Below are 13,586 nucleotides of genomic sequence, written 5' to 3'. Positions count from 1 at the left end.
TTAAGAAACCTTTGCCCCGCGGCGGTCGGCTTCAAGAATCGCCTCCAGCACCTGCTGCGGTGTCACGGCAAACGGCATGTTGGCCATCGGACTGCCCTCGCTGCAGCTCGCCTCAGCGGCATAGAGCAGCCGGTCCTGTGCAACACCCGCTAACCTTAGCTCCGCCAGCGTAACAGGCAGACCTGCCCCCCGGCAGAAATCCACCGCCCCGGTAATCTCGGCTTCCGCTGCTCCTTCAAGGATCAGCTGCACCAGTGTGGTGAACGCCACTTTCTCCCCGTGAAGCACGGTCCGGCATTCCTCAAGCAGCGTCAGCCCGTTATGAATGGCATGGGCCGCTGCCAGTCCGCCGCTCTCAAAGCCGATGCCGCTGAGATATATATTGGCTTCGACAATATGTTCAACTGCGGCTGTCGCGCGTCCGTCAGCTGCATCCTGCAGCGCCTGCGCGCCGTCGGCGAGCAGCGTATCCAGACATGTACGGGCCAGTGCCAGGGCCGCGAGAGTGCCTGTCCCTCCTGCGCTGGTAACTGCTCCGGATCTGCTGCAGGCTCTTGCTTCGTAATACGTCGACAAGGCATCGCCCATTCCGGCAGCAAGCAGTCTTACCGGAGCTTTGGCGATAATCTCCACATCCGCGACCACGATATCCGGACTGCGGCGCAGCGGCAGATACCGGTCGAATTCGCCCGATTCGCTGTAGAGGACCGACAGGGCGCTGCAAGGCGCATCTGTTGACGCTACGGTCGGCACAAGCATCACCGGGAGCCCGGCGAAATGACTGACGGCTTTTGCCGTATCCAGTGTCTTGCCCCCGCCAATACCCACGATGACATCCACACCGCTGCTACCCAGCTCCGCCACAATCTGGTCCACCTGTACTAGACTGCATTCGCCCTTAAATTCACGCAGCAGCAGCGGAATCTGCTCCGACGCGAAGCCCTTGCTGATCTCTTGTCCGTACAAGGAGAGAATATAGGGATCTACAATGGCATAGGCTCCTCTCGCCCCCATCTGCAGGCAATACACCCCCAGTCTCGTAATCTCCCCGCTGCCCTGAATATATTTTGACGGTGAATAGATGATCTGTGACATGATGAATTCCTCCTGTTCTAATTCTTTTCATTCTAAGGAAGAATCTGGAATCCAGCAATGACCAAACTCCGCTGATCCCTATGTTAATTGCAGATACATAAATAGCAGTTATATAAAATGTCAGTCACAGGGCTGCAAAATTAGCAATTGGAAAAACGTATCTTAATTTCGATCTTTTGGACCATCTGAGGCAAGTAAGTGGATAAACGTCATTTAATCTCATGCATTCCCTCCACGCTGAACGATTTGCCGCATTTTAAGTGCCGGTTTTCCAACTGTTGTCTGGTAAGGGCTCTTCCGGTCATGAGCAAGTGTTGAAAATCCACCTATTTCCTGCTGCCGACTTAGCAAGTCCATACTAATGCTGCTGTTCCCGGCGCTTTAGCCGCTTCATAGGAGTTATACACATTGTTCCATTGTATTATTTCCTGATAGGTGAGTTATCACGTGAAACAGCTGCATGCCTGCGTAATATTAGCAAAAAGCCCCACTCCAAAGTGATTTGGAATGAGGCTGTGCGGTAATAAGGTCAGCGTTTGCGGCGTTCAGGCATTTTGCGGGTATCGCCGGTCAGCTCACATGTCTGCGGTCCAAGATTGCCATGCTCAATCTTAGTGTCAATAAAATCCACAATCTGCTGCAGCGAAGCGATCTGTTCCAGGATCTTCTGTTTATGATTCAGGATCATCTCATGCAGCTCCGGATATTCGGACAGGTCTGAATCAAGAGACAGGTTGAGATATGGACGCATGTCGTCCAGCGACATCCCCGTCTTCTTAAGGCAACTGATCAGCTTCATCATCTCCAGATCCTGATCGCTGTAGATGCGGTGGCTGTTTCCCTTGCGCTGCGCCCGGGGCAGCAGTCCGATCTTCTCGTAATACCGGATGGTATCTTCCGGGATCCCGGTCCGCTCGGCTGTTTCTTTGATCGAATATCCCTGAATGATATTAGCATCAGCCAGACTCATAGGCCCACCTCATTTGAATTGTATGGTCTTCAGTTTATTCTATTGTATAACTTGGAGTCAGCTCCAAGTCAATCGTTAATTTCCGGCCTTGACTTGGAGTCGGCTCCAAGTTATACAATGGGCACCATTCACCATTACATTTCCAAAGGAGCCCTTATTATGACTATACAACAAGCACAACGCACTGCGCTGATCACCGGCGCGAATAATGGAATCGGACTCGCCTTGACCCGCCGAATGCTGAGCGAAGGCTGGGAGATTATCTCGCTCATCCGTTCAGCTTTTCCAGAGGACGATTCCCTTATCCGTGAGGCGCTCAGCAGCAGACAGCTGCGGACGTACAAGGCAGACCTCTCCGATTTCGCCCAGTTGAAGCGTGCCTTGCAGGATATTACTAGCCATGAAAAGCAGATTGATCTGCTGTTCAATAATGCCGGCGGCAGCTTCCCGGAGTTAAGCTTCTCCAGGCAGGGACGTGAGCTGCACTATGAGCTGCAGACGGTTGTCCCGTATATCCTCACGATGGAGCTGAAGCCGCTGATCCTGAAAGGCACAATGCGCACAGTGATTAACACTTCTTCCAACGCTTTTATGATGAAGCGCAAATTCGATCCGGCCGCCCTGGAGCATCCTGCCAAGTTCCAAAAGCTAACCGGGCCTTATGCGGACACCAAGCTCGCCCTGTCCTTGTGGACCAGTGAGATCGCCCCGGCGCTTGCGGCGGAAGGCATCCTGATCCGCAGTGCCGATCCAGGCGGCAACAATACGATTCGCGGAGGCAAGAAATCCGGAATTCCTTTTTGGCTGAGACCGGTTATCCGTATGTTCTTCCCGGAACCCACTCATGGAGCTGGCTTGTTATATCAGGCCGCACTCGGCGAGCACAGCCGCAAGCCCGGTGTGTTCCTGATCAAGAATCAGGTGACCCCGCTTAAATTCACAGAGCACAGCAGCACTATTCTGAAGAACATCCAGACCATTTATCAGCAGGAGTTCCGCACGGCCGGCAGCAGCTCCTGATTCATTGGGAAGGCTGCAATACCAAAGAGGCTGTCCCAAAATCCATAAAACGGATGCTCGGGACAGCCCTCTGTTTTTAAGCAGGATCAACGTGAGCACATAGGCGAACGCTCCGCTTTTTCACCATCAGTCCGTCCTCTCCGCTGTTTAAGCGGAAAAAGCCTCCGGAAGTTTCGTCAGGATCAGCTGCTCTTTCGGTCCCTTAATGCTCAGCTATCCGTCCAAACTCCCGCAGCAGCAGCATATTCTCTATAACAATATGTGCCTTCCACCAGTTCTCGCTGATGGCAAACTCCCGCTCATAACCGGCCCAGGTCCAGGTCAGGTTCCAGACCCCTTCGGGATTTCTGGTCTCCACGATATGATCCAGCTCCTGGTGCATCAGCCCGGCAAGCTCTGCATAACCCGGACTTTGCGGCGACTTCAGGAAAAAGGACGGTCTGCAGCTGTATCCGTTCCATTGCCCCTCATCGCGGCTGATGAGCTGAATGGTCTGCACCTTGACCGCTTCCTTCAAGGAAACGTAGGGGAACTGCTCCTGCAGCTCCGCCCAGGCGATACATTCCAACAGCGTGGCAACACATCTCAGCGGATGCATCTCAAGTGCGGGATCTTGCAGGAATAAATCAGTCAATTCACGGGCGATGCCCATCCCCCGTTCATACAGTGCACTGTTCCTGACAGCATACTTCAGGATGAATCCGGCCAATATGGCTGTCGGATTATAGATACTCCGTGCGGTACTGTTCGAATCCGTGTGCCACCAAGGAGCATGCGGGTAATCATTGTTAGAGGCTACCACATTCCTCCAGGTCCGGTCTTCCATGTCCGCACCGCTGTCCAGATACTTCAGAATGCCCTGCACCACCGGATGGCCGCCATTTTCAAATTCCAATTCCAGCAGTCTCTCCACAGCCGTTCCCGCCATGACAGGTGTAGAATCCGGATTCCAGGCATCCGCTTCCAGGGCATGTCCGAAGCCCCGTCTTCATTCTGATAGGCTGATAATGCTTCCAGCACAGGCGGTATTCCGCCCTTTTCAAAGTGAAAATTCCATCTCGCCAGGTCCAGCGGGCGGGCATTGCGGTACATCCATCGCCGTATAACCTCATAATCCTCCAGTAGCAGCTTCATGAACAATCTCCTTTTGGCAAAATAGTAATGAACCGGCTCTCAGCAAGTGCTATGATTTCACACATATAATTCTAAGAGATTTCCAGTAAAATACAAGAGGACACTCATTGCCAAGGAGGATACATATGACTGAAGATTTCTACTGTGATGAAGTATTAAGCGGCAAAACAGTTGTGCAAAAAGTATTCGAAACGGACAATGTGCTAGCCTACCACCACACCAGGCCCTTTTATCCCGTTCATATTGTGGCTATCCCTAAGCGGCATATCTCCTCACTTATGACTCTTCAAGACAGTGAAAATGACCTGCTGCTTGAGCTTATCGGAGTAATTAAGCAGGTGGCCGCCCAGGTAACCGGAGAGTATGGGGCTTGCAGAGTGAGCACGAACCTTGGGAACTATCAGGATTCGAAGCATCTGCACTGGCATATCAGCTATGGCGAGCCGCTGAGATAAGTCCTACAGCTTCTCCGGATATCCCCCCATCTCCCCCCAGCGGCTGCGCAGCATACGGGCGGCGGCTTTGGGCTGGCGCTGGCGGGTGAACACGCCTTTTTTGTTGCCGTTAATTCTAGTGATGCCCTGCTTGGTGGCAAAATCGGCAAAAGCCCAGACATGCTCCCCGATCACGAAATTCAGCCGGTCAAACACATTGTGGTAACGGGTGAGCAGCTCTTCCTGATACTCCTCGGTGAACATCACCGGAGGGTCCTGATGAAATCCGGCGATGGCATCGGCGCCATATTCCGTCATGATGACCGGCTTGCCGAAATTCCGGTACCAGTTCATCAGCTCCCATTCCACCTGATGCTCCACCAGCTCCAGGGCACCCGGGTCCTGGTACCAGGAGTAGTAACGGTTCACACAGATGACGTCAAAAAAATGCGCCACCTTGCACTTATCCGGCAGCGGCCATTGGACAATCGTAATCGGACGCTGCGGGTCCAGCCTGCGGGCGGTATCAGCCAGCTGGCGGAAATACGGCACCGCTTCGTCCTGGAAGGTGGCCGCTTCGTTGGCAAGACTCCACATGACTACGGATGGATGGTTCTTGTCGCGGGCAATCAGATCGCGGAGAACATCATGATGATGAGCCAGCGTCTCCTCATTAGCCTGATCCGGTGTATACACCTTGTCGTTATAATTGAAGAAAGTGAAGCCTACAGCCGGCACCTCGCCGATCACCACGATGCCTTCACGGTCTGCCAGCTCCAGCAGCTCTTCGGCATACGGATAGTGGGAGGTGCGGAAGGAATTGGCATTAATCCACTTGAGCAGATTGAAGTCCTTCACATTGACCGCGTGATCCAGCCCCTTGCCCCTGATATCACTATCCTCATGCTTCCCGAAGCCCTTGAAATAGAACGGCTCACCGTTGATCAGGAACCGGGTCCCTTCCACCTTAACCGTGCGTATGCCAGTCTGGAGCTGATAATGGTCAGCAAGTTGTCCGTCAGGATGAAGGAGCTCTACGTGAAGTGTATAGAGATACGCGTCCAGCGGCTTCCACAGTCTGGCGCTCTCCACCTGCAAGATGCCTGAGCTTCCCTTCCCGGCGGCAGCTTCCTTGCCGTCCTCGTCCAGCAGCCTGACCCTTACCTCTCCTTCCGGCTGCGAGCAATCCATCGAATATCTGACAAGCCCTGACTCCCCCTGCACATCAGTAGTTACCGTGATATCCTGAATGAACATTCCGGAAGTCCGGTACAGCTTCACAGGCCGGTGTAATCCCGCATAGTTGAAGAAATCATGAAAATATTCCTGCACCCGGTAACCCTCAGGATGCTTCTCATCCTCGAAGGTCTTGATCCGTCCCGGCGGCAGTGTCTGCCAGTTAAGCACATTGTTGACCACGATCGTTACGCGGTTCTCCCGCCCGGGCACTGCAATCCCTGTAATATCCGCTTCAAAAGGCAGGAAGCCTCCTTTGTGGGAGGCCACCTCCACTCCGTTGACCCAGACAACCGCATGATGGCAGGCACTGCCGACCCAGAGCATCATCCGGTCGCCGGACCAGGAACGGGGGACGATGAAGGTCTGCTCATACCACACGTCACCGATGTGGTCGCGCAGCGCCGCATCCTGGGTGATATCGTTGTAGCTGGCCGGAACCGGCATAGGAATGGTATCCTGAAGCGGCTGATTATGCCACTTCTCTTCCCGCCCCCGGTTGCCGGGATCTGCCTTAAAGCGCCAAATGCCGGACAGATCCTTGATTTCGCGCGTCAATGTATCCTTTGGAAACAGCATGGTTTGTCCACTCCGATCTTCTATATATTATCTCTGACTTTCACTTATGCTCAGACTCATGCCCATGCTAGAACAGGCGTCACTGCTCAAGCCGAACAGTAACCCGATACTCTCTTCCTGCTTCATAAGGAAGCACGGCATCCATCCAGTCCTCTCCGTCAACCGTTACCTTCACCGTTCCCCGGCTAATCCGGGCGGGATTAAGCACATGAATCCGGTACGAGGCGGACCGGTATTTCCGCTCCACTGTATACTCCGGCCATTCCGCTGGAATGCAGGGGTCGATAACCAGTCCAATAGCCGTAGCTCTGATCCCGAGCGCATATTCAAGCGTAGTCCAGAGCATCCAGCCTACCGTTCCGGTAGAGACATGATGGCTGGACTTGCCGTAGTTCGGGGAATCCGCCAGGCCGAAATAATAATTCGGCACAAAAATCGGCACCTGCCCGTTCTGCCCGGGCGGATTGCCCGGGTTCGTCGGCAGCGTCCGGCTGATCGTCTGCCAGGCTTCGCTTCCCCGGCCTACGATGCAGTCGGCGAACGCTTTGAACATGGACGCGTGGCAATAGACGGAGCCATTCTCGGTAGTGCCCGCCAGCTTAAGGCTGATCCGGCCCCATTTGGGATTCCAGCTGCTGAACGGCGGCTCCAGCAGCCGGGGTCCGAACGGTGTATCCAGGCTGTCAATCGCAGCCAGGCATTGCTCCAGCCGCTCCCCGCGGGCAATACCGCTCATGATCGCCCAGGTCTGGGTGTTCAGGAACAGCTTGCCCTCTTCATCCTGCGCGGTTCCGAACGGTATACCGTCATCATCGAATCCGGCCACATACCAGCCTCCATCCCAGCAGGTGCGGTTAACGGCATCCGCCAGCTGCCCGGCGAGAGTATTCAGATGCTCTGTATTCTCCTTATCGCCAAGCCGCCCGCAGAAGGGGAGCAACGCCTGAATGGCATAGACCAGCGCCATCGTATTCCAGGCTGATTCCCCGCGGCCCAGCCGCCCCGGTCCGTTAATCGGGTCATTCCAGTCCCCGTCACCCATCAGGCACAGTCCATGCGCTCCGGTCTCACCGGCCATATAATTCACCGCCAGCAGCAGGTGCCGATAGATGGTAGCGCTATCAGAAGATCCCTTGAAGCCCACCTGCCGCAGCAGCAGCTCCGGATCTCCGCACTGGTTCAGCAGTGCCGTCATGCAGATAACCAGCCAGACCGGGCCGTCCGTATGCTTCAGCAGGCACAGATTCTTGGGCGGGGAGCCGTCGGTCATAATCCACTGCTGGATGAAGCCGCTGCTCTCCTGGCCCTGAAGCACAGAGATCATATACTCTGCCGCCCCGGCAGGATCAACCAGCGCATAGCCGAGGGCATCCTGAAGCTGATTGCGGACCGGGCAATAGCTGGACATGCGGTTCGTGCGGGTCTGCATGACGATCTGTTTTTTGAGCCAGATATTCATGAATGCATTCACATCCGCATCCGGTGTCTCCACCCGGAACATGCCGGTGATTCCTTCCCAGTAGTCCTCAGCTTCCTGAAGCAGAACAGCATATCCCTTGACGGCCAGCTCCGCCTTGCTGCTGCGGATCTCTTCCAGGGAAGAGGCGCAGCCCGCTACAAAATGACGCACTGCCTGTTCACCCGGCTGAAGAGTCATGATCTGCTGGAGGGCTCCAAGCGGATTCTCCGCCTCTGCCTGCCGGCCCGAACAGTGCCCCTTCTGCACGGCTGCCGGAAGCTCGTACATATCGTCGCCCCCGAAGAATGCACGCTGGCTGCAGTCATAGGAATCCGCCGGATAATCTGAGTACACGTACACCACGTTGGTATGGTCATCGCATCCGGCCTTCTGTTCATACGTGACATGATAAGGGAAGGAATAGGAGGACAGGATTTGCGATTCCTGATCGAACCGGCATTTGCTGCCCATCACGCCCCCGTTCTCCAGTGAGAACGCCGTGAACAGCGATAAGCTCCTCGGCTTAACGCCCGTATTCGTGAGCGTTACTGTCCAAATCTCCTGCTGGCCCGTGCGTGGTACAAAGACATGAATAGAGGATGTTATCTCCTGGGATACGGAGCGGATCTCGGTACTCCCCAGGCTATGAATACACTCATACGCCTCCGGCTCTGTCTTCAGCGGCTGATAGAACGGCGACCAGGCTTTCCCCGTTTCCTGATCCTTCAGATAAAAGTAGCGGAAGCCTCTGCTGATCGTCCGGTTATGGGGCTGAAATGCAATACTGTCCCCCTGCCCCGTCTGGGATACCTCCATATAATAAGTGTCGTTAAACAAATAGTTGAACCATCTTGCCGGTGTCCGGGGAGTGGTAATGACATAATCTCTCCCCTGATTCCGGAAATACCCGTAAGCACCGCTTTTGTTCAAATGAATTACACACCTTTCCTGTTCTCCTTAAGCTCCTGCTGCCCTGCCCTACACAACACAAGCTGCTATTCCACCAGGTTGGTCCGGTACTGGCCCGGAGTAATCCCTTCCATCTTGCGGAAATAACGGATGAAGTTCGCCGGATTATTGTATTTCAGTTTCATTGCGATCTCGGTGATCGTCAGATCGGTATCCTTTAGCCATCTTTTGGCCACGGTAAGCCGGTATTGCGCCAGATAATCGGTGAAGCTGGTCCCGGTCTCCTGACGGAACACACGGCTGATATACTGCGGATGATAATTCAGCCTGGCCGAGCATTTCTCCAGCGTCAGATCTGTGTCGAAGGCTTCAGCAATCAGCTGCTTCACCTCTTCCGAGATACTGTTGAACTGCGTCTCCTGCCGCTCTTTCAGCAGCCCGATAGCCGGACAAACAATGACCTTCCCGAACCAGGCTTCTATATCACCGGGACTATGCATGCCAAGCAGCTCCTCGAACAGGGAATCCTCCCCTGCCCTCAGCAGATGGTGGGAGATGCCTGCGTCCTGCAGCAGCCGGATCAGATCCATCAGCAGCCGGACCAGCGACATCTGATATTCCTGATGATCGGATTCCTCGCTGGCCAGCGCATTCATCACCTGGGACAGGCGTTCTTCTGCCCGGCCGCTGTCATGTGATTTAATCGCTTCGCACAGCTCATCGGCAATTTTCTTAGGATAGACAATTTCCTTACGGCTTGCCGGCTGCACATCTTCAATGAACAGAATGACCTCTTCCCCGAGACGGGCCCGGTACTTCAGCGCATTCTCCCCTTCTTCATACCCCCGGCCCACTTCAGGCCAGGCTGTACAGGAGCGGCTAATGCCGATGCTGGTCTGCAGCTCAAGATAACGCTTCACGGAAGCCTGTACTTCAGCAGCCCTGGCATACACGGATTCCTTGAAGGCTTCTTCGGACTGCGTACTTGTGCCAGTCAGGATCACCACGGACTCCCGGATGACAATCGGCGGAAGGCGGTCTCCTTCCGGGACCACCTCCAGCGCGATATTGCTGATGGCAAACAGCAGCAGATCCCGGTCCTGCTCTGTAAACCGGCTGCTGTCAAGCCGGTCTATCTGCACAAGCAGCACCCGCATGACTGTCCACTGGCTGGTGTGCCCGTAACCATAGTCCATGAGCCGCTCCTGAATACCCTGGGATCGCGCTTCACCCAGCATCATTTTGCGGACCAGAAACTCCGCCAGCTGCTGCTGCTGTCCTTCAAGCTCAAACTGCAGCTTGGTCTGATCCGAGAGAATGCCCTGTATCCGGTCGGAGATGGCGATGAACTCATCCTTTCGGGGTCTCTGCTCCTTATCAGGCAGCAAGGACGAGTAGATATGCCGCACGGGACTATACATCCGGCGCGAGCCGATCAAAGCTGTAAACACTGTGGCAGCAAGCACACAGAGACTGATCAGGATCGAGGTCCTGCCAATGGCAGTAGCCTGACGGGTAACCGCCTGGGTAGGAACGACCGATACGTACGTCCAGCCGTTATAAGCTGACTTCCGGTAAGAGATGGAGGCCTTGCTCTCATCGGCTATGCCGTTGAATACTCCGGCGGTATCTTCCTTGTCCCGGATTGCAGCGATGTAAGCTTCAGCTGACAGATCCTTATCCAGCAGCGAAGGGTTGGAATGGCTAATCGCCCGGCCATCCTCATCCAGTATGAATACGCTGCCCATGCCCGGCTCATTGGCGATCAGATCGTTCAGCTGCTGGGAGGACAGCACCACCGCGATCATACCCCGGGGTCTGCTCGAATTAATCGGCCATTTCTTGATATTAATGACGGCGTGGTTCAGTTCAACCATGCCGTCGGCCCCCTGGATGCTGGCTGAATTGCCGCTGATCCACACCGATCCGTTAGGCATTCCGGCGAACGGCCGCAGCTTCTCCTTCAGACCCGGCTGGCTGTAAGCATCCATACCGGAATTGGTAATCAGCCAGTCCTGTTCCAGACTGAACAAATAGACATCCTTAATCCCCAGCTCGAACGTCTGGATCGAGGAGAGATTTTTATACAGCTCATGGATCATTTCCATATCTTTAATGCCGAGTTTAGTCGCAATTGCATTGGTCACTGTCGGCAGCCCCAGAAGCTGCGTGGTGGAGAAATCAATCATCTTAAGCGTCTGCTCCACCCGCAGCTGGCTCTGCCGGAGTACCTGGGAGTTGCGTTCTTCAACCTGCTGAAGCACCGACTGCGAGGAGTAGTGATAGGAATACCACCCTAAGATCAGCACCGGAAAAGCACCGATCACCAAGGTAAGAATGATTAGTTTCAATAAATAGCTGGATATCCGTATTCGCATGACTTACTACCCCCGCAATCGTATGTTGCTTTTATTCTAGCATATGGGGATTCTCAGGCACGCTTATTGCGCATTCGCATTGTTGTAGGCCGCAGTATATTCTTCAATCACCTTCGCCCCGCCGTCCTGCTCCCATTTCGTGACAGCCTGATTCCACCCGTTCTCGTCCAGATCCCCCATGATAAAGCGGACCCGGGCATCATCAACAATTTTACTAAGCTCCGAGCCCCGTTCGCTGTAGGTATCGGAAATGAACGGCTGAACCGGGTTGACCACAGCGATTTCCGCATTCTTTTTCCACATCTCATCACGTAAATGCACCAGCGAATTACCATAGGTCACCACTTTATCCCTTAGGACAGCCAGCTGGGAGGAATCGCCCATGCCGTATTCAGCCAGCAGCTTGGAGTCGGTGGTCTTGACATAATTCCCGTTATCCAGGGTGAACTGGCGTCCTTCCAGCCCGTTGACCAGCATATTCTGCATATCCTCATCCGACACTTTGTCAAAAAAGTTCAGAACGGCCTTGAGATCTTCCTCTGTCTTCACCGAAGTCTTGGGAATCATGAAGATGCCGTATGAGCCTGAACCGCCGGGACTGCGGAGTCCTTCCGGACCTTCCAGCGCGTTGACCATCGTAATCGTACCGGCTGGCGTAACCTTCTTCACACTCTCTTCAATGCCGTTGGCATCATTCAGATTCGCAATCCACGAGCCTGCTTTGCCTGCGTTAATCATCTGCTTGCCGTCTTTCACCACAGCGAAATCCAGGTTGATGAGCTTCTCATCATACAGCTTTTTGTAGAATTTCATCGTTTCCAAAAAGGCAGGGGACAGATGAGCCGGACTCGCCTTCCCGTCCTTGATCTCCCAGTCCGCCGGACCGCCCATCCAGGTCAGCATAGCCCGCCAGCCCGCTGCCACCTGCTGCTCGGCCAGACCGATCGTATCGGCTTTGCCGTTCTGATCCGGATCCTCCTTCACGAATGCCTGCAGCACTTTATAGAAATCATCCACCGTCTTTGGCTCCTGCAGCCCGAGATTCTCCAGCCAGTCCTTGCGCAGCATCAGGCCGTCACGTGCCAGATCCCGTTCGCGGTAGATCCCGTACACTTTTCCGTCAATGGAAATAGCATTCAAGGCTACTTCGTTCATCCGGCTTAAGTTGGGATAATCCTTCAGGTAAGGACCCAGCTCCCAGAACATGCCGGAGCGTACCGAATTGACAATGTAGGGCAGCTTCTGGTCGAGCACAAGCACGGTGCTGGGCAGCTCGCCCGATGCGATGGTGGCGCTGAGTTTATCCGAATAGGTGGTCGAAGGGACCCAGGTGATTTTGAGATCAGTATTCGTCCGTTCCTCCAGCTGTTTGTAGATTTCACCTTCCGGGTCCATCGGCTCCGGATTGTAGCTGGTCAGCATCATGGACATTTTGTAAGGCCCGGCAGGTGATGCGGTTCCGTCTGCGCCTTGAACGGCATTCTCTTCTTTATTGCTGTTACTGCCGCAGCCGGCTAATGCACCCAGCACCAGAGCTGCCGAGAATGTCGTCAGCGCCAGACTTTTAAAGCCTTTTGCCCCTTTGGTTGTTTTCATGATTGATGTTCCTTCCTTAATATGAGGTGGGTGGTGTAATGCGTCGAACTTGAGAAATGGAATACTCGGCTTGGTCGCGGCTGCGGGGAATGTTTGGACTTCCGGCCGCTGTTAGGTATGGATTTCCTGAATTTTTACCGCTGGCTGCGGTTGAAATCCAAAGCTAAAGGCGGACGCTACCGCTCCTACAGTTCCAAACTTCCCCTCCGCACTACTGCCTTTTATTATTTTCTCAAGTTCTCCTTATTTGGGTGTGTGATAGCAATTTCAAGTGCAGGGCCGTGACTACGGGGAATGTTTGGCCCTCCGGCCGCTGCCCGTCTGCAGATTCCTTGAACTGCACCGCTCTTCGCGGTGGGAATCCGCAGACTGATGAGGCTTCCGTAGCAATCCGGTAACGCTCTGGAAATCTTGCACATAATACAACATTTCCCTCACCAAATCGGTCAAAATCCAAAATTGTTGTACAAAATACAGGATTTCACCTTTTCCAAGCGGCTTAGCCGGAATATTATTGTATTTCGTGCAACAATCGTCCCAAACACCTGGCTATCCGTGAATCAAAGTTGTATAACGTACAACATTTCTCTCTACGCTGCCTCCTAAGAGGACTCAAATCAGCCGGTACGCATCAAGCGTACTAAATTTCCGAAGTGTACTGAATTTCCGTGCTGCCAGTATCACAGCGACTGACCGGTAACGTGTATTGTTATTGTCCAGCTCACCGGCGGTATCAAACTCCCCCTCCGCATTCCTGCCCTTCATGAACCTTCAGA

11 protein-coding genes are annotated in these 13,586 nt (G+C 54.0%); 2 read left to right on the top strand and 9 right to left on the bottom strand.

Features of this window, described 5'->3' with window-relative positions:
• A complete protein-coding gene (locus NSU01_RS12600) occupies window positions 1–1,095 on the bottom strand; it encodes a glycerol dehydrogenase (RefSeq protein ID WP_076244301.1) in 1,095 nt (364 codons plus the stop codon).
• A 529-nt stretch (window positions 1,096–1,624) separates the two neighbouring features.
• Complete coding sequence (locus tag NSU01_RS12595; RefSeq protein ID WP_042135848.1) at window positions 1,625–2,065, bottom strand: MerR family transcriptional regulator; 441 nt, start codon at window positions 2,063–2,065, stop codon at window positions 1,625–1,627.
• A 159-nt stretch (window positions 2,066–2,224) separates the two neighbouring features.
• On the opposite strand from NSU01_RS12595, the gene NSU01_RS12590 reads away from it, so the two are divergent.
• Window positions 2,225–3,085: an SDR family NAD(P)-dependent oxidoreductase gene (locus NSU01_RS12590; RefSeq protein WP_076244298.1), complete on the top strand. Its 861-nt coding sequence runs from the start codon at window positions 2,225–2,227 to the stop codon at window positions 3,083–3,085.
• Between the two features lie 202 nt (window positions 3,086–3,287).
• On the opposite strand, the gene NSU01_RS12585 is transcribed toward NSU01_RS12590, so the two are convergent.
• Window positions 3,288–3,980 carry a hypothetical protein gene (locus tag NSU01_RS12585; RefSeq protein ID WP_144026087.1) on the bottom strand — a complete coding sequence of 231 codons (693 nt, stop codon included), beginning with the start codon at window positions 3,978–3,980 and terminating at the stop codon, window positions 3,288–3,290.
• Window positions 3,935–4,219 (bottom strand): hypothetical protein, encoded by a 285-nt coding sequence (locus NSU01_RS12580; protein ID WP_083705523.1) that lies wholly within the window; start codon window positions 4,217–4,219, stop codon window positions 3,935–3,937. Before NSU01_RS12580 ends, NSU01_RS12585 begins: the two co-directional genes overlap by 46 nt.
• A gap of 125 nt (window positions 4,220–4,344) precedes the next feature.
• On the opposite strand from NSU01_RS12580, the gene NSU01_RS12575 reads away from it, so the two are divergent.
• Window positions 4,345–4,674, top strand: coding sequence for an HIT domain-containing protein (locus NSU01_RS12575; RefSeq protein WP_076244296.1), 330 nt, complete (start codon window positions 4,345–4,347; stop codon window positions 4,672–4,674).
• A gap of 3 nt (window positions 4,675–4,677) precedes the next feature.
• On the opposite strand, the gene uidA is transcribed toward NSU01_RS12575, so the two are convergent.
• The 5 genes from uidA to NSU01_RS12550 form a co-directional block, all read right to left on the bottom strand.
• Window positions 4,678–6,468 (bottom strand): beta-glucuronidase, encoded by a 1,791-nt coding sequence (gene uidA, locus NSU01_RS12570; protein ID WP_076244294.1) that lies wholly within the window; start codon window positions 6,466–6,468, stop codon window positions 4,678–4,680.
• Between the two features lie 79 nt (window positions 6,469–6,547).
• On the bottom strand, window positions 6,548–8,857 hold the full coding sequence (locus NSU01_RS12565) for a hypothetical protein (protein WP_076244292.1): 2,310 nt from the start codon (window positions 8,855–8,857) through the stop codon (window positions 6,548–6,550).
• Between the two features lie 65 nt (window positions 8,858–8,922).
• Complete coding sequence (locus NSU01_RS12560; RefSeq protein ID WP_076244290.1) at window positions 8,923–11,214, bottom strand: helix-turn-helix domain-containing protein; 2,292 nt, start codon at window positions 11,212–11,214, stop codon at window positions 8,923–8,925.
• A 63-nt stretch (window positions 11,215–11,277) separates the two neighbouring features.
• Complete coding sequence (locus NSU01_RS12555) at window positions 11,278–12,810, bottom strand: extracellular solute-binding protein (RefSeq protein WP_076244288.1); 1,533 nt, start codon at window positions 12,808–12,810, stop codon at window positions 11,278–11,280.
• Window positions 12,811–13,422: 612 nt separating this feature from the next.
• A complete protein-coding gene (locus NSU01_RS12550) occupies window positions 13,423–13,575 on the bottom strand; it encodes a hypothetical protein (RefSeq protein WP_179093522.1) in 153 nt (50 codons plus the stop codon).
• Window positions 13,576–13,586 lie beyond the last annotated feature (11 nt).

This window comes from Paenibacillus sp. FSL H8-0259 (assembly GCF_037963255.1).
Lineage (GTDB): Bacteria > Bacillota > Bacilli > Paenibacillales > Paenibacillaceae > Paenibacillus_AQ > Paenibacillus_AQ phytohabitans.
The sequence above is the reverse complement of the archived record's forward strand: the minus strand, read 5'-3'. Positions and strand labels throughout refer to the sequence as shown.